Origin of the sequence: Sphingopyxis sp. (genome assembly GCF_050725655.1) — a bacterium.
GTDB lineage: Bacteria > Pseudomonadota > Alphaproteobacteria > Sphingomonadales > Sphingomonadaceae > Sphingopyxis.
In genome coordinates this window covers 1-20,332 of sequence record NZ_JBOHHT010000119.1, presented here as the reverse complement: position 1 = coordinate 20,332, position 20,332 = coordinate 1, and the positions used below count along the sequence as shown (strand labels likewise).

The following is a 20,332-nucleotide window of genomic DNA, read 5'->3' as shown; positions in this document are numbered from 1 at the left end:
CTCAACCGCCTCCCACAAAATGGACTATTTCCAGCGCATCGCCCTCGGCGAGCGCGACTTCGGCGAGCGTCGAGCGCGGTACGATCTCGCGGTTGCGCTCAACCGCTACCTTTTTCACATCGAGCCCCAGCGAGGCGACGAGGTCGGCGATGCTGCCTTTGCGCACCTGCCGTTGTTCGCCATTGAGGAGGACAGAAATCACCGCGTACCCGCCTTGCTTTGCCTTTGCCGAGCAGCCCATATAGGGGGAGCGCGCGTCCCCGCAACCGAAAGCCCAACCCTTGACCAACAAGCCCTTGACCAACGAGCGTATCGACAAGCCGACTGTCTTTGTCTTCTCCGGCCCCAATCTCAACCTGCTCGGCACGCGCGAGCCCGAGATTTACGGGCATGATACTCTGAACGACATTCACGCGCGGCTCGAGGCGCAAGCGGCCGAGTTGGGATTACGCGTCGAATGCCGGCAAACGAACCACGAGGGCGTGCTGATCGACTGGCTGCACGAAGCCTATGTCGCGGGCGCCAAGGCGGTGCTGCTCAACGCCGGCGGCTATACGCACACGTCGGTCGCGATCCACGACGCGATCAAGTCGATCAAGGTGCCGGTGATCGAGGTCCATCTGTCGGACCCCCTGAAGCGCGAAGAGTTCCGCCATATCAGCTATGTCGGCATGGCGGCGGTCGACCATTTTGCGGGCCATGGCGCGAACAGCTATACGCTGGCGCTGGACGCCGCCGCGCGTCTCTGACAATAGGGCGCATCAAAAACGGGGTCTGAGCGTCCTTTGAATGGACGCCGCAACAACAGGAAAAATTCTCATGGGTGACCATAAAGACAATGGCATCAACATCGATCCGGCCTATGTGCGCACGCTCGCCGAGCTGCTCGACGATACCGGTCTGACCGAAATCGAGGTCGAGGACGGTGAGCGCAAAATCCGCGTCGCGCGCACGTTGACCGCGGCCGCCCCGCCCGTCGCTTATGCGCCTGCGCCGGTTGCTGCACCGGCCGCTGCTGCACCCGCCGCTGCATCCGCTGCGCCGGCAGCCGACAGCTTTGCCGACGCCGTGAAATCGCCGATGGTCGGCACCGTCTACCTCTCGCCCGAACCTGGCGCGGCGAATTTCGCCGCCATCGGTTCGGCGGTGAAGGTCGGTGACACGGTCCTCATCATCGAGGCGATGAAGGTGATGAACCCGATCGTCGCCCCCGCCGCAGGCACGCTGAAAGCCGTGCATGTCGAGAACAGCCAGCCGGTCGAATTCGACCAGCCGCTGTTCACCATCGCCTGAGTTTCGCATGGCCATCGAAAAGCTCCTGATCGCCAACCGCGGCGAGATCGCGCTGCGCATTCATCGCGCATGCCACGAAATGGGCATCAAGACGGTCGCGGTCCATTCGACCGCCGACACCGACGCGATGCACGTCCGCCTCGCCGACGAGGCGGTGTGCATCGGCCCGCCCGCGGCAAAGGACAGCTATCTCAACATTCCTGCGATCATCGCCGCCGCCGAGATTACCGGCGCCGACGCGATCCATCCGGGCTATGGCTTCCTGTCCGAAAACGAGCGTTTCGCCGAGATTATCGAAGCGCATGACATGATCTTCGTCGGGCCGAAGCCCGAGCATATCCGCACGATGGGCGACAAGGTCGAGGCAAAGCGCACCGCGGTCGCGCTGGGTCTTCCCGTCGTTCCGGGCTCGCCGGGCGCGGTCACCTATGGCGAAGAATGCCGGAAAATGGCCGAGGAAATCGGCTACCCGGTGCTGATCAAGGCTGCCTCGGGCGGCGGCGGACGCGGCATGAAGGTCGTTCCCGACGAGGACAGCCTCGAAAGCCTGATGGGCCAGGCGTCGAGCGAAGCCGCGGCCGCCTTTGGCGACCCGACCGTTTACATGGAAAAATATCTCGGCAACCCGCGCCACATCGAATTCCAGGTGTTCGGCAACGGCAAGGGCAATGCCATCCATCTGGGGGAGCGCGACTGCTCGCTGCAGCGCCGCCACCAGAAAGTGCTTGAGGAAGCTCCCTCGCCGATCATCTCGGCCGAGGAACGCGCGCGCATGGGCAAAGTGTGCGCCGACGCGATGGCCGCGATGCACTATCGCGGCGCCGGCACGATCGAGTTCCTGTGGGAAAATGGCGAATTCTTCTTCATCGAGATGAACACGCGCATCCAGGTCGAGCATCCGGTGACCGAAATGATCACCGGCTTCGACCTTGTCCGCGAGCAGATCCGTATCGCGGGCGGTTCGGATCTGTCGGTGAAACAGGAGGATCTCGAATTCCGCGGCCATGCGATGGAATGCCGCATCAATGCCGAGGATCCGCGCACCTTCCTGCCCTCGCCCGGCAAGGTGACCAATTATCACGCCGCGGGCGGCATGCATGTGCGCGTCGATAGCGGGCTTTACGCCGGCTATTCGATCCCGCCCTATTACGACAGCATGATCGGCAAGCTGATCGTTTACGGCCGCACACGCGAAAGCTGCATGATGCGAATGCGCCGCGCGCTCGAGGAAATGGTGATCGCCGGGGTCAAGACGAACATCCCGCTGCATCAGGCGCTGCTCGCCGACCCCGACGTCATCCACGGCGATTATACGATCAAATGGCTCGAGGATTGGCTGGCAAAGCAGGATGAAGCGGCGAAAGCCTGACATCTATTCTTGCGACGGAGTGTGCGGCAGCTCACTTTAATTGCGGATTGTTTTTGGCTATGGGCTTTAATCATGGTCAAAAACTCTCCCTTTTCGGCGCGTCCTGCTGCGGCGCTCCTTCTTCCGCTGAGCCTGCTCGCGGCGCCCGCTTTCGCGCAGCCGGGGGTCAAGGAGGATTCGGTGATCCTTCAACCCGACAAGGTGAAGGACGACGCCCCCGTCGTCGAAACCGCGGCCGAAGCGAATTTGCCGAACTGGTCGAAACAGAATGCCGAGGCGCTGCTGGTGTCGATCGAAGGCGTTGGCGCCGAGGGACTGTTTCCCAAGGATTATAGCCCCGATGCGCTCGCCGCCGCAATCATGGGCGGCGATCAGGCGCGGCTCGACAAGACCGCGACCGATACCTTCCTGCTGCTCGCGACGCATCTGCGCGATGGGCGCACGCCGAACGCCGCGCGCAAACAATGGTTCATGGTCGACAGCGACGGCGACAGCGAGCCCTTGCTCTCGCTGCTCGCCGCCGCGCTGGGCGCCGGCACCGTCAGCGAAACGCTCGCGACGCTCGACCCCGTGCATCCCGATTTCGCGGCGCTCAAGGCATCGCTCAAAAAGGCAAAGACCCCCGCCGACGCCAATGCGATCCGCGTCAACATGGAACGCTGGCGCTGGATGCCGCGCACGCTCGGCGAACGCTATGTCGTCAGCAACGTGCCCGAATATCTGACCCGCGTCGTCCACGGCGGCACGATCATCGCGACGCACAAGGCCGTCGTCGGCAAAAATTCGACTCCGACGCCGCAGCTCAACCCGATGGCGACCGGCATCATCGTCAACCCGACATGGACGCTGCCGCGCAGCATTATCAACGAAGGCATCGGCGGCACGATCGCGCGCAATCCGGGTGCGGCGCGCGCGCAGGGCTATACCTGGACGGGCAGCGGCAAGACGCTGTCGGTCGTGCAAAAGGCCGGGCCGGGCAACGCGCTGGGCGTGATGAAGATGGAGATGCTCAATCCGCACGCCATCTACCTGCACGACACCCCGTCGAAGGGTGCGTTCGCCGCCGCGGCGCGCGCATTCAGCCATGGCTGCATCCGTACCGAGCGGGCGCTGCATTTCTCGGGCCTTATGGCGGTGATGTTCGCGGGCAAGAGCCCCGAAGAGTTCGGCGAGGCGATCGCCAGCGGCGCGACGACGCGCTTCGGGTTCGAGAGCCCCTTCCCCGTCTATGTCGCCTATTGGACCGTCGTTCCCGACGGCAAGGGTGGGACCAAGAAGCTCGCCGACATCTATGGCCGCGACGCGCCCGTCGTGGCGAGCTTTTCCCAGCCCGGCCGCCCGACCGCGACGATCATCGCGCCGACGCCCCCCCCCGTGGTTCCGACGGTGACGACGACCGCGCGCGCGACGACGCCGGGGACGAGCGGGATTTATTGAACAACAACGCCAATTTCCTTGTCATCCCCGCAAACCCGATGCCGTCCATGATGGTATTCTTTGGCCGATAGCAGACGATCCGCCAGCAGCGATGGCAACACCGAAAGGGGTCATCGCATAAGCGACCGCTTCGAATATATTACGGCAAGCGATAGCGGCTCGGCGGAACGCCGAGGATGCGCTTGAACATCGTGGAAAAATTGCCCGGACCGTCATAGCCGAGATCATAGGCAATCGACGTCACCGGCTCTCCCGCCGCCAGTTTCGGAAGGGCAACCGACAGGCATGCCTGCTGGCGCCATTCGGCGAAGCTCATCGCCGTCTCGCGCCGGAAGAGCCGGGTGAAGCTGCGGCGGTTGATTCCCATGGCATCCGCCCATTCATCGATCGTCGCAGCCGCGTTCGGCCGCTCGAGGAAGGCGTGGCATCGCCTTGCGAGCGCGGGATGCGACGGAAAGGGAACCGCGAGCGGGATCGGCGGCGCAGCGTCGATTTCCGCCATCAGCAGATGCATGACGAGTCCGTCGCGGCCGGCCACGTCATATTCGGGCGTCACGTGCGCGGCGGCGGACAGCAGGTGGCGAAGCAACGGCGACACGCCGACGACCTGACACTGGAGCCCCCGCCCGGGACATTCTCCGGGTTCGACGAGAACGCTGCGGGTCTGCACCGCCCCCACCATGCGCACCGAATGCGGCGTGCCGCCCGGAATCCAGACCGCGCGTTCGGGCGGCGCCACCCATGCGCCCGAGGGTGTGCTGACCGCCATCACACCGCTCGCGGCATAGAGAAACTGGCTACGACGGTGCCGATGCTCGGCCAGTTCGAACGAGTCCGGATAATCGTGACCGATCGCGATGACCGGCCGGGCCACATGATCATTCTCGTCGGGATAAAAGTGCATCATGTCCCACTTGCAGAAATGATTGTCTCATACAAGTAAGCGGGAAATAGCTCTCCTTGCTAGAGGCCCGCTTCCAGAAAAGCGAAAGACCCGATCGTGACCGATTCCACCGCCAGCCTGACCGCCTCCCCTGACATCGTCCCTCTCACCGCGCCGCGTCAGGATGGCCCCAAGCTCGTCGTGCAGATTGTCGGCGCCGTCGCGTTCGCGCATCTTCTGAACGATCTGATCCAGGCCGTGCTCCCGGCCATATACCCGATGCTCAAGGATAAATATCATCTGAGCTTCGGTCAGATCGGCTGGATCGCCCTGATCTATCAGGTCACCGCCTCGCTGCTCCAGCCATGGGTCGGTCTCTATACCGACAAGCGCCCCCTGCCCTATCTACTGCCGCTCGGCATGGTCGTCACGCTCGCCGGCGTCGGCGGCCTCGCGATGGCCGACAGTTATTCGGCGCTGCTCCTCGCCGCCGCCGTCATCGGCATCGGATCGGCGACCTTCCATCCGGAGGCATCACGCGTCGCCCGCATGGCATCGGGCGGCCGCTTCGGAACCGCCCAGTCGGCGTTTCAGGTCGGTGGAAATACGGGCTCGGCGCTGGGCCCCATCATCGCGTCGGCGATCATCTTGCCGTTCGGGCAGACCGCAGTAGGCTGGCTCGCCTTCGTCGCCATTGCGGCGATCTGGGTGCTCTTCGGCGTCACGCGCTGGAGGGTCCAGCATAGCCGGGCGCAGGCCAGCGCCCCCGCCGCCGTCCATGCTTCGCCGTACAGCCGCGGCGAAATCATTCGCGCGCTTTCGGCAATCGGCATCCTCATGTTCGCGAAATTCATCTACATCGGCGCCTTCACCAACTATTTCACCTTCTACCTCATCGAACGGTTCGAGCTGACCGCGCGCGAATCCCAATTCTATCTCTTCTGCTTCCTCGCCGCGATCGCGGTCGGGACCTTCGCCGGTGGACCGGTGGGCGATCGCATCGGCCGGAAAGCCGTGATCTGGGCGTCCTTCCTCGGCGTTGCGCCCTTCGCGATGATCCTGCCGCACGCCAATCTTTTCTGGACGACGATCTTCGCCATCTCGATCGGCCTGATCATGTCATCGGCGTTCGCCGCGCTCGTGGTCTATGCGCAGGAACTCGTCCCGGGCCGCGTCGGGCTGGTGTCGGGATTGATGTTCGGCCTGATGTTCGGGATCAGCGGGATCGGAGCAGCAGGGCTCGGCCAGCTTGCGGACCGCTATGGCATTGTCTGGGTGTATAAGTTCTGCGCCTATCTGCCCCTTCTGGGCCTCGCGACAATCCTGCTACCGCGCTCCGACGAACATCGACGAACCATCTGAATGCCGGTTCGTCGAGACGGACGCTTCGCCGGGGCGCGGATGTTGCAGCTAGCACAAACCGACGCTGTGATAATTGGAAGCGCCTAATCCGCCGTCTTCGGCAGCGGCCCGCTGATCGAACTCGCGCGCCGCAGATTCTCCATACCCGGAAGCGGATCGGCGGGCGGCAGTTCGAACGGTTTGGGCATCGGCGGCGGGGCGCTCAGCCGGTCGGCGAACAGCAGCCGCCCCGGCCCGAGCTTGTAGAGGATCATCGGCAGCAGCTCTTCGCCGAACACAAAGCAGCCTTCGCTGCGCCCCAGCTTGCCCTGCGTCGCGATCAGCGCCGGGTCGGCGTACCAAGCCCCGTGTACGACGATCGCGCGCTGGTCCGCGGAATAATTGTCGGGCTCCAGCCCCGCGAGCCGCATCGACGACCCGTTGGCGCCCCAATAATAGTCGCTGGTGCGATACGCGCCGCGCGAGGTTGCGAGCGATCCCATGCGGTTCGAGAAATTCTTGAGCCACCCGTCGTGCTGCGGGTCCGATCCGCGCCCGTGCGTCACCGGGAACATGTCGACCTTGCCCGCGATCATGTCGACCAGCGCAAAGCGCGGACGCGACGACGGCAGGCCGAAATCGACGACGCCGACGCGGTCGCTCTGCGGGATGTTGCGTCCCTGCATCGCGAGCTGCTTCTTCGCCACGGCCAGATAGTCGACCGGCGGCGGCAAAGGCGCCACCGGCTGCTGAATCCAGTTGGGGAGTTGTGCGCGTGCGGGCACGGCGGCCATCGCCCCCGCCCCAGCCATCGCTGCCAACATCGCCCGTCGATCGATCAATTCATTCACTTGCAACCCAACCCCGCATTGGCCGCCTTTTACGGTCCCTCGACTTTGCATAAGTCGTGTGTTGGCCGCGAAAGGCAAGCTGATGGTTCCCCTTCATGCGGGAAGATGTGCCATATATGCCATGAATAGCGAGTTTACGCTGCTGTAAGGCTGCGTTAGGACACGCCCCATGAACGCGACTATCTGGCACAACCCCGCTTGCGGCACCTCGCGCAAGACGCTGGCGATTCTTCAGGAGACGCCCGGCGTCGAGCTGACCGTCGTTGAATATCTGAAAAATCCCTACAGCGCGGACAAGCTGCGCCAGCTGTTCAAGGATGCCGGGCTGACCGCGCGCGACGCGCTGCGCCTGCGCGGCACCGATGCCGAGGAGCGCGGGCTGAAGGACGCGAGCGAAGATGAGATCATCGCCGCGATGGCCGCCAGCGCCGCCTATGTCGAACGCCCGTTCGTCGAAAGCGACAAGGGCGTCCGCCTGTGCCGTCCGCAGGACCGCGTGCACGAAATCCTCTAACCCGCCGCGATCCGTCCACCGCTGATGAGAAAGCGCGTCACCGGCCCCGGCATATCATCGAACAGCGCCGCCTCGGTTCCCGTCAGCCACGCCTGCCCGCCCTGTCCTGCGAGCCGTTCGTAGAGCGCGCCACGGCGCAGCGGGTCGAGATGCGCCGCAACCTCATCAAGCAGCAGCACGGGCCGCTGCCCGCGCGCGCGCGCGACGCTGTCGCTGTGCGCGAGGACGAGCGAGAGCAGCATCGCCTTCTGCTCGCCGGTCGAGCAGCGCGCCGCCGCGCGGCCGGTCGCGGCATGGACCGCCGACAGATCGTCGCGGTGCGGCCCGGCGGTCGCGCGCCCCGCCGCGGCATCGATACGGCGGCGCGATGCGAAAAGCGACTTGAGCGCCTCGAAGTCATGCGGCGCCGTCCGCGCGGCGCCTTCACTGTCGACCAGCGTCAGCAACGGGCGCGCGAAGGGCGCGTCGGGCTGACCGGCAAGTTCGGCGGACAAGCCCGCGAGCATATGCTGCCGCGCCGCATCCATCGCCGCGCCATGCTCGGCGAGCTGCGCTTCGAGGCTCGTCAGCCATTGCTGGTCGGCTTGCGCGGGATCGGCGAGCAGTTTGCCCCGCGCGCGGAGCGCCGCCTCATAGCGATTGCTGTGCTGCGCATGGCGCGGATCGAGCACCAGCACGAGGCGGTCGAGGAAGCGCCGCCGGTTGCCCGCAGTCTCGACGAACAATCTGTCCATCGCAGGGGTCAGCCACAGGACCGCCAGCCAGTCGCCCAGCGCAGTCGCCGCGGCGGTCGCGCCATTGATGCGCACGATCCGGCGCCCCGGCTGCGCGGCCTCTATCCCCGTCCCCAGCGCCACCGGCGCGAGGTCGGCGCCGGCCTGAACCTCGGCAAAGACGGCAAAGCCTCCGCTCGCGCCATCGCGCACCATGTCGCTGAGTGCGGCACGGCGCAGGCCGCGCCCCGGCGCAAGCAGTGAAATCGCTTCCAATATATTGGTCTTGCCCGCGCCATTGTCGCCGTGCAGCGCGACGAGCCCCGGGGCGGCCGCCATGTCCGCGCCGGCATGATTGCGAAAATCGGTCAGCGAAAGGCGGGTCAGCGTCATCTGCCTGCCCGCCTACCCCAGCCCCTCGCGCGATTCCAGTCCGACGCCGAGCTTCGTTGCGTTGAATATTTTCCGAATAGCGGGAATTTTCACCATCTTGGCGCATTTTTCGCGACGAAATAATCTGTCGCATAGCCGAAAACCCCACTTAACCGCCAATGAACGAAATTGGCACGGTCCCTGCGACAGTGTCGGCATCCACCGGATGGCCCGGAATGGAAGGTTCAAGGAAGGAAAATATCATGGCCCATTTCAATGTCGACTCGTTCAAGAGCTATGCGATCGCCGCCGTTGCCTCGCTTTACTGCTCGATGATGTTCCTGGCCGCTGTCGGCCCCAACGGCCTGGTCGCCTGAGCGGATCGCAGCCCTCGATAAACGCCGGCCATCGGGCCGGGATGGAAAGGAAAGAAATGAAACAGGGTTTTCGCAAGAATCGTCGCGACGGGATGATTTTCGGCGTGTGCGCCGGGATATCGGACCAGTTTGGCATCGACGTCTTGTGGACGCGCGTCGGCTTTGTTGCCCTGACGCTTTTGGGCTTCGGCCTGCCTCTGCTGCTGTACCTCGCCGTCGCGATCCTCGCGCCTTAAGGTCAGAGCATAGGGCCGGACGCTTTCGAAGCGCTGTCGCACCGGCCCGCACATTCCCAGGACCAAGGGCTCGCCGGCCACCCCGGTGGGCCCTTTTCTATTTGTCGGCTAACGACCGAGTACGGACACTCAGCTTTCTCCCTCTGACACACACACACACACACACACCAAAAATCTCGCCGAATTGCCCAGGGAGACTTGGTGGGTTGGAAATGATTTCGGAGTTGGCCAGACTGGTCGATCAGAAAGCCTTGTCGATACCGGCGTCTTCAAGCGAGCCGTTCGCCGTGTGCTTTACCTCTACGCCCTTATCGACCGTGAAATTCCGGCTAGTGATCGGGCTGTACCATATTTCATGGTCGCCTTTTCCCTGCCGGACGAACGTACAGCCGTTCGCCTTCAAAAGTTTGATAATGTCACGATAATACCCCGCCACGCAGGGTCACGCATACGCGGGCCGAAGCGGGCTATCGAATATCGGGCGCACAGCTGGGCGCTTCCACTCAAGCTCTGAGTGGCAGTTGTAGGCATCGGGCTTCCGTGCTCGACACGTCGCAACGATCTCGCCGAGGTTCAGTTCGACAAGTTCGGGCACTGCTAGTTCGATACGTGCAATGAGGTTTAGCGGATCAGCATCTTCGAGGCGAAGGCCAGGCACATCTGATTCTGCAACGTACCAACGACCAGTTTCCTCGTCGCATGCAATGTGGACTTTCAATTCGAAGGTTTCTTCCATCGAAATTTCGCTCCGTCGGTCTCGCCGCCCCCGGAACGCATCTAGTATCCTGTCAATTCTCATATGATCTCCGCATCCGCCTTTTCAAGCGTCCCTGTCAATGCGTTGATTCGCATGATCTACGTACACCATTCCATGCGTCTACACATAGTACCTTAATACACCCACCTTTATGACCCATTAATCGGGGTGTTTGTTCCGCACTCGTCTGCGTTCACCATCGTCAGTCAATCAGCCGAAATCCAACATCGCAACCTATATCGTCACGGAACTAACTTCCGTTCACCCCACCCCTCCAAATTGCAAAGAGAGATGACCGGATCGGCTGCTATCCTCCGGTAGTTGCAGTACCCCGAAGAAAGCCGGGATCCAGAGGTTTATGAAAACGTCGCTCTTCGGCGCGCTGAGCCAGGTTTTCCGGGTACGGGAGGGCGACGCCCACCCCAAAGCCACCAAAGAAAAACCCCGCCGGATCGCTCCGGCGGGGCCAATCTTGTCTGTTACTCGAGAGCGAGACTAAGGCTTACGCCTCGTCGCCCTTGATCAGGTAATCACCGGCATCGGCGTCACTGCCGTGGGTTTCGCCTTCGACGACACCCAGCGGATCGTTACCGATCGCCGCTTCGGGGCCCTGCGCCAGTTCGGCGGCATGCTCTTCAGCGGCGGTCGCAGGCGCAATCAGGTGCGCCTGGTTCGCGGCGCGCATGGAGGCGCGCAGTGCGGCATCCTTGCTCGACGCAGTGACGCGGACGCGGTTCATGGCAGCGCCGGTGCCCGCCGGGATGAGGCGGCCGACGATGACGTTTTCCTTGAGACCCTGCAGCGAGTCGATCTTGCCCTGCACCGAAGCCTCGGTGAGAACGCGGGTCGTCTCCTGGAAGGACGCTGCCGAAACGAAGCTGCGCGTCTGCAGGCTCGCCTTGGTGATGCCGAGGAGGACCGGGCGACCTTCGGCGGGCACGCCATTCTTCGGCAGCTTGGCGTTATATTCCATCATCTCCAGATAATCGAGCTGTTCGCCCGGCAGCAACGTGGTGTCGCCGCCAGCGGTGATCTCGACCTTCTGCAGCATCTGGCGAACGATCACCTCGATGTGCTTGTCGTTGATCTTCACGCCCTGCAGTCGGTAGACTTCCTGGATTTCCGCGACGAGATATTCGGCCAGTGCTTCGACGCCCATGACGTCGAGAATGTCGTGCGGGTTCGGCGAACCGCTGATCAGCGCGTCGCCGCGCTTGACCTGGTCGCCTTCCTGCACTTCCAGAACCTTCGACTTGGGGATCAGATACTCGACCGTATCGCCTTCTTCCGGAACGATCGCGATCTTGCGCTTCGCCTTGTAATCCTTGACGAATTCAATGCGGCCGCTGATCTTCGCGATAACGCTGTTGTCCTTCGGAATGCGCGCTTCGAACAGCTCGGCCACCCGCGGCAGACCGCCGGTGATGTCGCGCGTCTTCGACGCTTCGCGGCTGACACGGGCAAGAACGTCACCCGCCTGCACCGTCTGACCGTCCTCGACCGACAGCATCGTGCCGACCGCGAGCAGATAGCGCGCGGCTTCACCCGACTGGTCGTCGAGCAAGGTCAGGCGCGGCTGAAGGTCTTCCTTCTTGGCGCGGCCCGCCGAACGATATTCGATCACGACGCGCTGGGCGATGCCCGTCGCTTCGTCGACCTGTTCGATCAGGGTCTTGGTATCTTCCAGATCCTGATACTTCACGACGCCCTGCTTTTCGGTGATGAGCGGCATGGTGAACGGATCCCATTCGGCAATCCGCTCGCCCTTCTTCACCTTCTCGCCATCCTTGTGCAGGATTTGCGCGCCATAAGGCAGCTTGTGCGACGCGCGTTCGCGGCCTTCGCTGTCGATGATCGCGATTTCACCCGAACGCGCGAGCGCCAGGCGGCGGCCCCGCTGATCGACGATGGTGTTCATATCGCGATATTCGATCGTACCGTCCGAAATCGCCTCGGCATTCGACTGTTCGTTGACCTGCGCCGCGCCACCGATGTGGAACGTACGCATCGTCAGCTGCGTGCCGGGTTCACCGATCGACTGCGCGGCGATAACGCCGACAGCTTCACCGATGTTCACCGGCGTACCGCGGGCAAGGTCACGGCCATAGCATTTGCCGCAAACACCCAGCACCGCTTCGCAAACCAGCGGCGAACGGATCTTGACCGACTGGACTTCGGCATCTTCGATCCGCTGCGTCGTCGGTTCGTCGAGCAAAGTGCCGACGGGGGCGATGATGTTGCCATCCTTGTCGACCACGTCTTCGAGCGTCGTACGGCCCAGGATGCGCTCGCCCAGCGAGGCGATTGTCGAACCGCCCTGGATGATCGCACGCATTTCCATGCCGCGTTCGGTGCCGCAATCCTCCTCGATCACGACGCAGTCCTGCGACACGTCGACCAGACGGCGGGTCAGGTAACCCGAGTTCGCCGTCTTGAGCGCCGTATCGGCCAGACCCTTACGCGCACCGTGCGTCGAGTTGAAATACTCGAGAACGGTCAGACCTTCCTTGAAGTTCGAGATGATCGGCGTTTCGATGATCTCGCCCGACGGCTTGGCCATCAGGCCGCGCATACCGGCAAGCTGCTTCATCTGCGCCTGCGAACCACGGGCACCCGAGTGCGCCATCATATAGATGGAGTTGATCGGGGCCAGACGGCCGTCGGGCAGCTTCGGCGTCGCACGGATTTCGTCCATCATGGCAGTCGCCACCTTGTCGCCGCACTGCGACCAGGCGTCGATCGCCTTGTTGTACTTTTCCTGCTGCGTGATCAGGCCGTCCTGATACTGCTGCTCGAAATCCTTCACGAGCGCGCGGGTTTCGTCGACCATCCCTTCCTTCGACGCCGGGATGATCATGTCATCCTTGCCGAACGAGATGCCCGCCTTGAACGCGTTGCGGAAGCCCAGCGCCATGATGGCGTCGGCGAACAGCACGGTCTCTTTCTGGCCGGTGTGACGATAGACCTGATCGATCACATCGCCGATTTCCTTCTTGGTCAGAAGGCGGTTGACGACGTCGAAGGGCACGGTGTGCGACTTCGGCAGGCATTCGCCGATCAGCATGCGGCCCGGCGTGGTCTCGAAACGCTTGAGATACTCGTTGCCCTGCTCGTCGGTCTGCGGGACGCGGCTGATCACCTTGGTGTGCAGCGTCACCGAGCCGGTGAACAGCGCCTGATGCACTTCGGCCATGTCGGCGAGCAGCATGCCCTCGCCCGGCTCGCCTTCGCGCTCCAGCGAGAGATAATAGAGCCCGAGAACCATATCCTGCGACGGAACGATGATCGGCTTGCCGTTCGCGGGGCTGAGGATGTTGTTCGTCGACATCATCAGCACGCGCGCTTCGAGCTGGGCTTCCAGCGAAAGCGGCACATGGACCGCCATCTGGTCACCGTCGAAGTCGGCGTTGAACGCGGCGCAGACCAGCGGGTGAAGCTGGATCGCCTTGCCTTCGATCAGCACGGGTTCGAACGCCTGGATGCCGAGGCGGTGAAGCGTCGGGGCGCGGTTCAAGAGGACCGGGTGCTCGCGAATGACTTCGTCGAGGATGTCCCAGACTTCCTTGCGTTCCTTCTCAACCCACTTCTTCGCCTGCTTCAGGGTCATCGACAGACCCTTGGCGTCGAGGCGCGCGTAGATGAACGGCTTGAACAGTTCGAGCGCCATCTTCTTCGGCAGGCCGCACTGGTGCAGCTTGAGTTCGGGACCGGTCACGATGACCGAACGGCCCGAATAGTCGACGCGCTTGCCGAGCAGGTTCTGACGGAAGCGGCCCTGCTTGCCCTTGAGCATGTCGGACAGCGACTTGAGGGGACGCTTGTTGGCGCCCGTGATCGTGCGGCCGCGACGGCCGTTATCGAACAATGCGTCGACGGCTTCCTGCAGCATGCGCTTTTCGTTGCGGACGATGATGTCCGGCGCGCGCAGTTCCATCAGGCGCTTCAAGCGGTTGTTGCGGTTGATCACGCGGCGATAGAGGTCGTTCAAATCCGACGTCGCGAAGCGGCCGCCATCGAGCGGCACCAGCGGGCGCAGTTCGGGCGGGATCACGGGGACGACTTCGAGGATCATCCATTCGGGGCGGTTGCCCGAATCGATGAACGATTCCACGACCTTGAGGCGCTTGATGATCTTCTTGGGCTTCAGCTCCGACTTGGTCGTCGCGAGGTCCTCCATCAGATCGGTGCGTTCCTGCTGCAGGTCGAGATTTTCGAGCAGCACGCGGATCGCCTCGGCGCCGATGCCAGCCGAGAAGGCGTCTTCGCCATATTCGTCCTGCGCGTCGAGCAGTTCGTCTTCGGTCAGAAGCTGGAACTTTTCGAGCGGGGTCAGGCCGGGCTCAAGAACGATATAGGCTTCGAAATAGAGGACGCGCTCGAGCTGCTTCAGCTGCATGTCGAGCAGCAGGCCGATGCGCGACGGCAGCGACTTCAGGAACCAGATGTGCGCGACGGGGGCGGCGAGCTCGATATGGCCCATGCGCTCGCGGCGGACCTTGGTCACCGTGACTTCGACACCGCATTTCTCGCAGACGATGCCCTTGTATTTCATGCGCTTATACTTGCCGCACAGGCATTCATAATCCTTGATCGGGCCAAAGATACGCGCGCAGAACAGGCCGTCACGCTCGGGCTTGAACGTGCGATAGTTGATGGTTTCGGGCTTCTTGATCTCGCCGAACGACCACGAGCGGATACGCTCCGGGCTCGCGATGCCGATCTTGATCATGTCGAAGGTTTCAGGCTTCGCGACCGGATTCATGAAGTTGGTAAGCTGGTTCATATTCTGGTTCCTCGCTTAGCCCCTCCCCTTCAGGGGAGGGGTTGGGGTGGGGCTAGCAGCCTTGTGCAAGGCCGATGGCCCCCACCCCCGGCCCCTCCCTTGAAGGGGAGGGGTGGAATATTTATTCGGCGGCTTCCGGAAGGGCGTCCGGGGCATTGTCGGGATCTTCTTCCGCATAGGAAGAGAGTTCGACGTTGAGGCCCAGCGAGCGCATTTCCTTGACGAGCACGTTGAAGCTTTCGGGAATGCCGGCCTCGAAGGTGTCGTCGCCCTTGACGATCGCTTCGTAAACCTTGGTGCGGCCGATCACGTCATCGGACTTCACCGTCAGCATTTCCTGAAGCGTGTACGCCGCGCCATAAGCCTGCAGCGCCCACACTTCCATTTCACCGAAGCGCTGGCCACCGAACTGCGCCTTACCGCCCAGCGGCTGCTGGGTGACAAGCGAGTACGGCCCGATCGAGCGCGCGTGGATCTTGTCGTCGACCAGATGATGAAGCTTCAGGATATACATATATCCCACGGTCACCTTGCGGTCGAAGCGATCACCGGTGCGGCCGTCGTAAAGATCGACCTGACCCGACCGGTCGAGACCGGCGCGCTCCAGCATCGTCGATACGTCGCCTTCGCGCGCGCCGTCGAACACCGGCGTCGCAAAGGGCACGCCCAATTCGAGACGTTCGGCAAGATCGACGACCTGCTCCGATGTGCGGGCGTTGATCTCGTCCGCATATTCATCACCATAGGCATGAAGCAGCGCGGCGCGCACCGCTTCGGGCGGCTTCCCCGCCACGGGGTCGGGGTTCGCCGTGCGCCAGTCCTCAAGCGCTGTGGTGATCTGGCGACCAAAGCCGCGCGATGCCCAGCCAAGGTGCGTCTCCAGAATCTGCCCGACGTTCATGCGCGAAGGCACACCCAGCGGATTGAGTACGAAATCGACGTGCGTGCCATCTTCCAGGAACGGCATGTCCTCGATCGGCAGGATGCGGCTGATGATGCCCTTGTTGCCGTGACGGCCGGCCATCTTGTCGCCCGATTGCAGCTTGCGCTTCACCGCGACGAAGACCTTGACCATCTTGAGCACGCCCGGGGCGAGTTCGTCGCCGCGCTGCAGCTTTTCGACGCGATCTTCGTACTTCGCGCTGATCCGCTTGATCGCTTCGTCATACTGCGCCTTGATCGCTTCGAGGGCGGCCTGGGCATTGTCTTCGACAACGGCCAGCTTCCACCAGTCAGCGCGGTCGAGGTCGACGAGCATCTCTTCGGTGACGACCTCGCCCTTCTTCAGGCCCTTGGGCACTGCGCTGGTCGCCTGACCGATGAGCAGTTCCTTGAGGCTGGAGAAGGTCGCACGGTTGAGGATCGCGCGCTCATCGTCGGCGTCCTGCTTCAGACGCTCGATCTCTTCGCGTTCGATCGCAATTGCGCGTTCGTCCTTGTCGATACCGTGGCGGTTGAAGACGCGGACTTCGACGACCGTGCCCGACACGCCCGGCGGCAGGCGAAGCGAGGTGTCGCGCACATCGCTGGCCTTTTCACCGAAGATCGCGCGCAGCAGCTTTTCTTCCGGCGTCATCGGCGATTCACCCTTGGGGGTGATCTTGCCGGCCAGAATGTCGCCCGGGCCGACTTCGGCACCGATATAGACGATGCCCGCTTCGTCGAGGTTGCGAAGCGCTTCCTCGCCGACGTTCGGGATGTCGCGCGTGATGTCTTCGGGGCCAAGGCGCGTGTCGCGTGCGGTGACTTCGAATTCCTCGATGTGGATCGAGGTGAAGACGTCGTCCTTCACGATGCGCTCGCTGATGAGGATACTATCCTCATAGTTGTAGCCGTTCCACGGCATGAACGCGACGAGCACATTCTTGCCGAGCGCCAGTTCGCCAAGCTCGGTCGACGGGCCGTCGGCGATGATGTCGCCCGCGCGGACGATCTCGCCCACCTTCACCAGTGGACGCTGGTTGATGCAGGTGTTCTGGTTCGAACGCTGGAACTTCTGGAGACGATAGATGTCGACGCCCGACTTGCCGGGTTCGACCATATCGGTCGCACGGATAACGATACGCGTCGCATCGACCTGGTCGATCACGCCGCCGCGGCGCGCCGCGATGGCGGCGCCCGAATCGCGCGCAACGGTTTCTTCCATGCCGGTGCCGACGACCGGAGCCTCGGCCCGGATCAGCGGCACAGCCTGACGCTGCATGTTCGAACCCATGAGCGCGCGGTTGGCGTCATCGTTTTCGAGGAACGGGATCAGCGACGCCGCGACCGAAACGAGCTGCTTCGGCGACACGTCCATCAGCGTGATCTGATCGCGCGGGGCCATCAGGAATTCGCCCGCTTCACGCGCCGAGATCAGTTCGTCGATGAAGCTGCCATCGGTGTTGAGATCGGCGTTCGCCTGCGCAACCGTGTGCTTCTGCTCTTCCATCGCCGAGAGGTACACGACGTCGGTCGTGACCTTGCCGTCGATGATCTTGCGGTACGGGGTTTCGATGAAGCCGTACTTGTTCACGCGCGCGAAGGTTGCGAGCGAGTTGATCAGACCGATGTTCGGGCCTTCCGGCGTTTCGATCGGGCAGATACGGCCATAGTGGGTCGGGTGAACGTCGCGGACTTCGAAGCCCGCGCGTTCGCGGGTCAGACCGCCCGGCCCGAGCGCCGACACGCGGCGCTTGTGGGTGACTTCCGACAGCGGGTTGGTCTGATCCATGAACTGGCTGAGCTGCGACGAGCCGAAGAATTCGCGCACCGCGGCGACGGCCGGCTTCGCGTTGATCAGGTCGTTCGGCATCACGGTCGACACGTCGACCGAGCTCATGCGCTCCTTCACGGCGCGCTCCATGCGGAGCAGGCCAACGCGATACTGGTTTTCGAGCAGTTCGCCGACCGAGCGGACACGACGGTTACCGAGGTTGTCGATATCGTCGATCTCGCCCTTGCCGTCTTTCAGGTTCACCAGTTCCTTGACGACGGCGAGGATGTCCTCGCTGCGCAGCGTGGTGACCGTGTCCTCGGCATCGAGGCCAAGGCGCATGTTCAATTTCACGCGGCCGACGGCCGACAGGTCGTAACGCTCGGGGTCGAAGAACAGGCCGCCGAACAGAGCTTCCGCGGTTTCGCGCGTCGGCGGCTCGCCGGGGCGCATGACGCGATAGATGTCCGAAAGCGCCTGGTCGCGGTCCTCGGCCTTGTCGGCCTTCAGCGTGTTGCGGATCCAGGGACCGGTGTTGTTATGGTCGATGTCGAGCAGGACGAGCTTGTCGATGCCCGCGGCGTCGATCTTTTCGAGATTGTCGGCGCTCACTTCGTCGCCGGCCTCGATGTATATCTCGCCGGTCGCTTCGTTGACCAGGTCATAGGCGCTGTAACGGCCGAAGATTTCCTCGGTCGGGATCAGCAGCGTGTCGAGACCGTCCTTCGCAGCCTTGTTGGCAAGGCGCGGGCTGATCTTGTGCCCGGCGGCAAAGACGACTTCGCCGGTCTTGGCATCCACCACATCGAAAGCGGGCTTCGAACCGCGCCAGTTTTCGACCATGAACGGCACGCGCCAGCCATTTTCGGCGCGCTCGAAGACGAGGCGGTCATAGAAATGGTTGAGGATTTCCTCGCCCGTCATGCCCAGCGCGTACAGCAGGCTGGTGACCGGCAGCTTGCGCTTGCGGTCGATACGGACGTTGACGATGTCCTTGGCGTCGAATTCGAAGTCGAGCCACGAACCGCGATACGGGATCACGCGCGCGGCGAACAGGAACTTGCCCGACGAGTGGGTCTTGCCACGATCATGGTCGAACAGCACACCCGGCGAACGGTGCATCTGCGACACGATGACGCGCTCGGTGCCGTTGACGAAGAACGTGCCGTTCTGCGTCATCAGCGGCATGTCGCCCATGTAAACGTCCTGCTCCTTGATATCGAGCACCGAACGCGTGTCGGTTTCGCTGTCGACTTCAAAGACGATCAGGCGCAGCGTGACCTTCATCGGCGCCGCATAGGTGATGCCGCGCTGACGGCATTCGTCGACGTCATATTTGGGCGATTCAAGTTCGTAGTGGACGAAGTCGAGCTCGGCGGTGCCGGCGAAATCGCGGATCGGGAAGACGCTGCGCAGCGTCTTTTCGAGGCCCGAAACATAGCCAGTCGACGGATCGGACCGCAGGAACTGCTCATAGGATTCGCGCTGCACCTCGATGAGGTTGGGCATTTCCACCGCTTCGTGGATGTTACCGAACAGCTTGCGGATTCGCTTGGTCGCGGTTGCTTCGAGGGCTTTGCCCACCGACTTCGCCTTGGTCGCCATAAGTGATTGTCTCGCCTGTCAAAAATCAAAATCGCGAGCGCATCGACGCGAAAAAAGCCGCAGGCAACCGTTGCCGGTTTACCGCAGCTTTCCACGCCTGTCGAAATCCCCGCCGACCTATCCGTACAGCCCGCTGCGCAAAGTCAGGCTCTATCTCGGACGATGGGGTGAGACGGCTATATAGGATTGGGGGTGTCCGCTGTCAACGGGAGCGTCCGACTGAAATCCTAGAAAACACCTTTCAGCAGGCCCGCCGGGTTCCGCCGCAACTCCGCCTCTTCCCCCGCCATATAATGAAAGATGCCTTTCAGCGCCTGCTCAGTCACCGAACGCGTCAGCCCGTCGCGCGTGAGCCCAGCCGATGCCATCAACTGATTGCCCTGCGACAGCTGGTCAAGCTGGCGATAGGCGCCGACATTGTCCAGCGCCGACCCGATCAGCGGCGACACTTTGCTAAAGAGGATGCTGCCCGCGCTCGTCTGGAGATAGCGCGTCGCCCCGTCGTTCTTCGTCACCAGCGCGGGCGCGTCAGTCCAGCGAAGATTGTCGATCGCGGCACGAAAGACCGGCTTGGCCTCGCCCGCAGCCTTGCCGCCGGCATCGTTCAGGCTTTTGGTCAGATTGGTCATAAGCCCCAGCTTGTCGCCCATGCCAAAGAGTTTCGAGGTGAGTTTTCCCCCCGCGCCCGGCAACAGGATGCGCACGGCGGTATCGCGATAGAAGGCGCCGGGCACGGCCAGCTTGTCGAGCGCGCCGTCGGATGCGCCCGCGATCAGCCCCTTCACACCGCTCTTCGGCAGCTTCGCCATCGCCCACGGTGCATGGATCAAAGCGAATATCCCGGCCGCTCCCGCCAGCAGCATCCGCCGCGCCATCATTGCTTCGTCCGTTTCCATGACGCCACCTTCCCTCCGCGACTGATAGAGCAGCCTACCAGCTTAATCGTCGCCGCCAAAGCGCAACGACCGCTTTGGGGTGGTGAGCGGACGTAAGAGTGGGTGCGCGGGTATCCCCTCCCGCAAGCGGGAGGGGCAGCGAGGCTTGCCAGCTTGCTGGCTAGCCGCAGCGGGGTGGGCCATAGCAACGTCGCTGCCCACCCCCGACCC

The 20,332-nt window shown here is 62.9% G+C and carries 16 protein-coding genes; 7 read left to right on the top strand and 9 right to left on the bottom strand.

Annotation, left to right across the window (positions count from 1 at the left end; all coding sequences use genetic code 11):
• Position 1: 1 nt before the first annotated feature.
• Positions 2–202, bottom strand: a complete 201-nt coding sequence (gene thiS, locus ACREBX_RS18765; RefSeq protein ID WP_431563255.1) for a sulfur carrier protein ThiS — start codon at positions 200–202, stop codon at positions 2–4.
• Between the two features lie 79 nt (positions 203–281).
• Here thiS and ACREBX_RS18760 point away from each other — a divergent pair, with 79 nt between their 5' ends.
• The 4 genes from ACREBX_RS18760 to ACREBX_RS18745 all read left to right on the top strand — a co-directional run bounded on the left by ACREBX_RS18760 (position 282) and on the right by ACREBX_RS18745 (position 4,099).
• Positions 282–749 carry a type II 3-dehydroquinate dehydratase gene (locus ACREBX_RS18760; protein ID WP_431563254.1) on the top strand — a complete coding sequence of 156 codons (468 nt, stop codon included), beginning with the start codon at positions 282–284 and terminating at the stop codon, positions 747–749.
• Between the two features lie 70 nt (positions 750–819).
• A complete protein-coding gene (gene accB, locus ACREBX_RS18755) occupies positions 820–1,293 on the top strand; it encodes an acetyl-CoA carboxylase biotin carboxyl carrier protein (protein ID WP_431563253.1) in 474 nt (157 codons plus the stop codon).
• Between the two features lie 7 nt (positions 1,294–1,300).
• Positions 1,301–2,662 carry an acetyl-CoA carboxylase biotin carboxylase subunit gene (gene accC / locus ACREBX_RS18750; protein WP_431563252.1) on the top strand — a complete coding sequence of 454 codons (1,362 nt, stop codon included), beginning with the start codon at positions 1,301–1,303 and terminating at the stop codon, positions 2,660–2,662.
• Positions 2,663–2,734: 72 nt separating this feature from the next.
• Complete coding sequence (locus tag ACREBX_RS18745) at positions 2,735–4,099, top strand: L,D-transpeptidase family protein (RefSeq protein ID WP_431563251.1); 1,365 nt, start codon at positions 2,735–2,737, stop codon at positions 4,097–4,099.
• Positions 4,100–4,238: 139 nt separating this feature from the next.
• On the opposite strand, the gene ACREBX_RS18740 is transcribed toward ACREBX_RS18745, so the two are convergent.
• Positions 4,239–5,006, bottom strand: a complete 768-nt coding sequence (locus tag ACREBX_RS18740; protein WP_431563250.1) for an AraC family transcriptional regulator — start codon at positions 5,004–5,006, stop codon at positions 4,239–4,241.
• A 93-nt stretch (positions 5,007–5,099) separates the two neighbouring features.
• On the opposite strand from ACREBX_RS18740, the gene ACREBX_RS18735 reads away from it, so the two are divergent.
• Positions 5,100–6,344: an MFS transporter gene (locus ACREBX_RS18735; protein ID WP_431563249.1), complete on the top strand. Its 1,245-nt coding sequence runs from the start codon at positions 5,100–5,102 to the stop codon at positions 6,342–6,344.
• Between the two features lie 83 nt (positions 6,345–6,427).
• On the opposite strand, the gene ACREBX_RS18730 is transcribed toward ACREBX_RS18735, so the two are convergent.
• Positions 6,428–7,117 (bottom strand): murein L,D-transpeptidase catalytic domain-containing protein, encoded by a 690-nt coding sequence (locus tag ACREBX_RS18730; RefSeq protein ID WP_431563248.1) that lies wholly within the window; start codon positions 7,115–7,117, stop codon positions 6,428–6,430.
• Positions 7,118–7,343: 226 nt separating this feature from the next.
• On the opposite strand from ACREBX_RS18730, the gene ACREBX_RS18725 reads away from it, so the two are divergent.
• On the top strand, positions 7,344–7,688 hold the full coding sequence (locus tag ACREBX_RS18725; RefSeq protein WP_431563247.1) for an ArsC/Spx/MgsR family protein: 345 nt from the start codon (positions 7,344–7,346) through the stop codon (positions 7,686–7,688).
• On the opposite strand, the gene recF is transcribed toward ACREBX_RS18725, so the two are convergent.
• Positions 7,685–8,794, bottom strand: coding sequence for a DNA replication/repair protein RecF (gene recF / locus ACREBX_RS18720; RefSeq protein ID WP_431563246.1), 1,110 nt, complete (start codon positions 8,792–8,794; stop codon positions 7,685–7,687). The genes ACREBX_RS18725 and recF overlap by 4 nt on opposite strands.
• A gap of 412 nt (positions 8,795–9,206) precedes the next feature.
• On the opposite strand from recF, the gene ACREBX_RS18715 reads away from it, so the two are divergent.
• Positions 9,207–9,386, top strand: a complete 180-nt coding sequence (locus ACREBX_RS18715) for a PspC domain-containing protein (protein WP_037516195.1) — start codon at positions 9,207–9,209, stop codon at positions 9,384–9,386.
• A 241-nt stretch (positions 9,387–9,627) separates the two neighbouring features.
• Here the strand turns inward: ACREBX_RS18715 and ACREBX_RS18710 are convergent, their stop codons facing one another.
• The 5 genes from ACREBX_RS18710 to ACREBX_RS18690 all read right to left on the bottom strand — a co-directional run bounded on the left by ACREBX_RS18710 (position 9,628) and on the right by ACREBX_RS18690 (position 20,122).
• Positions 9,628–9,822 (bottom strand): type II toxin-antitoxin system HicA family toxin, encoded by a 195-nt coding sequence (locus ACREBX_RS18710; RefSeq protein ID WP_431563245.1) that lies wholly within the window; start codon positions 9,820–9,822, stop codon positions 9,628–9,630.
• 6 nt (positions 9,823–9,828) lie between these two features.
• On the bottom strand, positions 9,829–10,122 hold the full coding sequence (locus tag ACREBX_RS18705; RefSeq protein ID WP_431563244.1) for a DUF1902 domain-containing protein: 294 nt from the start codon (positions 10,120–10,122) through the stop codon (positions 9,829–9,831).
• Between the two features lie 523 nt (positions 10,123–10,645).
• Positions 10,646–14,926, bottom strand: a complete 4,281-nt coding sequence (gene rpoC, locus ACREBX_RS18700) for a DNA-directed RNA polymerase subunit beta' (RefSeq protein WP_431563243.1) — start codon at positions 14,924–14,926, stop codon at positions 10,646–10,648.
• Positions 14,927–15,047: 121 nt separating this feature from the next.
• Positions 15,048–19,226 carry a DNA-directed RNA polymerase subunit beta gene (gene rpoB, locus ACREBX_RS18695; RefSeq protein ID WP_431563242.1) on the bottom strand — a complete coding sequence of 1,393 codons (4,179 nt, stop codon included), beginning with the start codon at positions 19,224–19,226 and terminating at the stop codon, positions 15,048–15,050.
• Between the two features lie 227 nt (positions 19,227–19,453).
• Complete coding sequence (locus ACREBX_RS18690; protein WP_431563241.1) at positions 19,454–20,122, bottom strand: DUF4197 domain-containing protein; 669 nt, start codon at positions 20,120–20,122, stop codon at positions 19,454–19,456.
• Between the last annotated feature and the right edge of the window lie 210 nt (positions 20,123–20,332).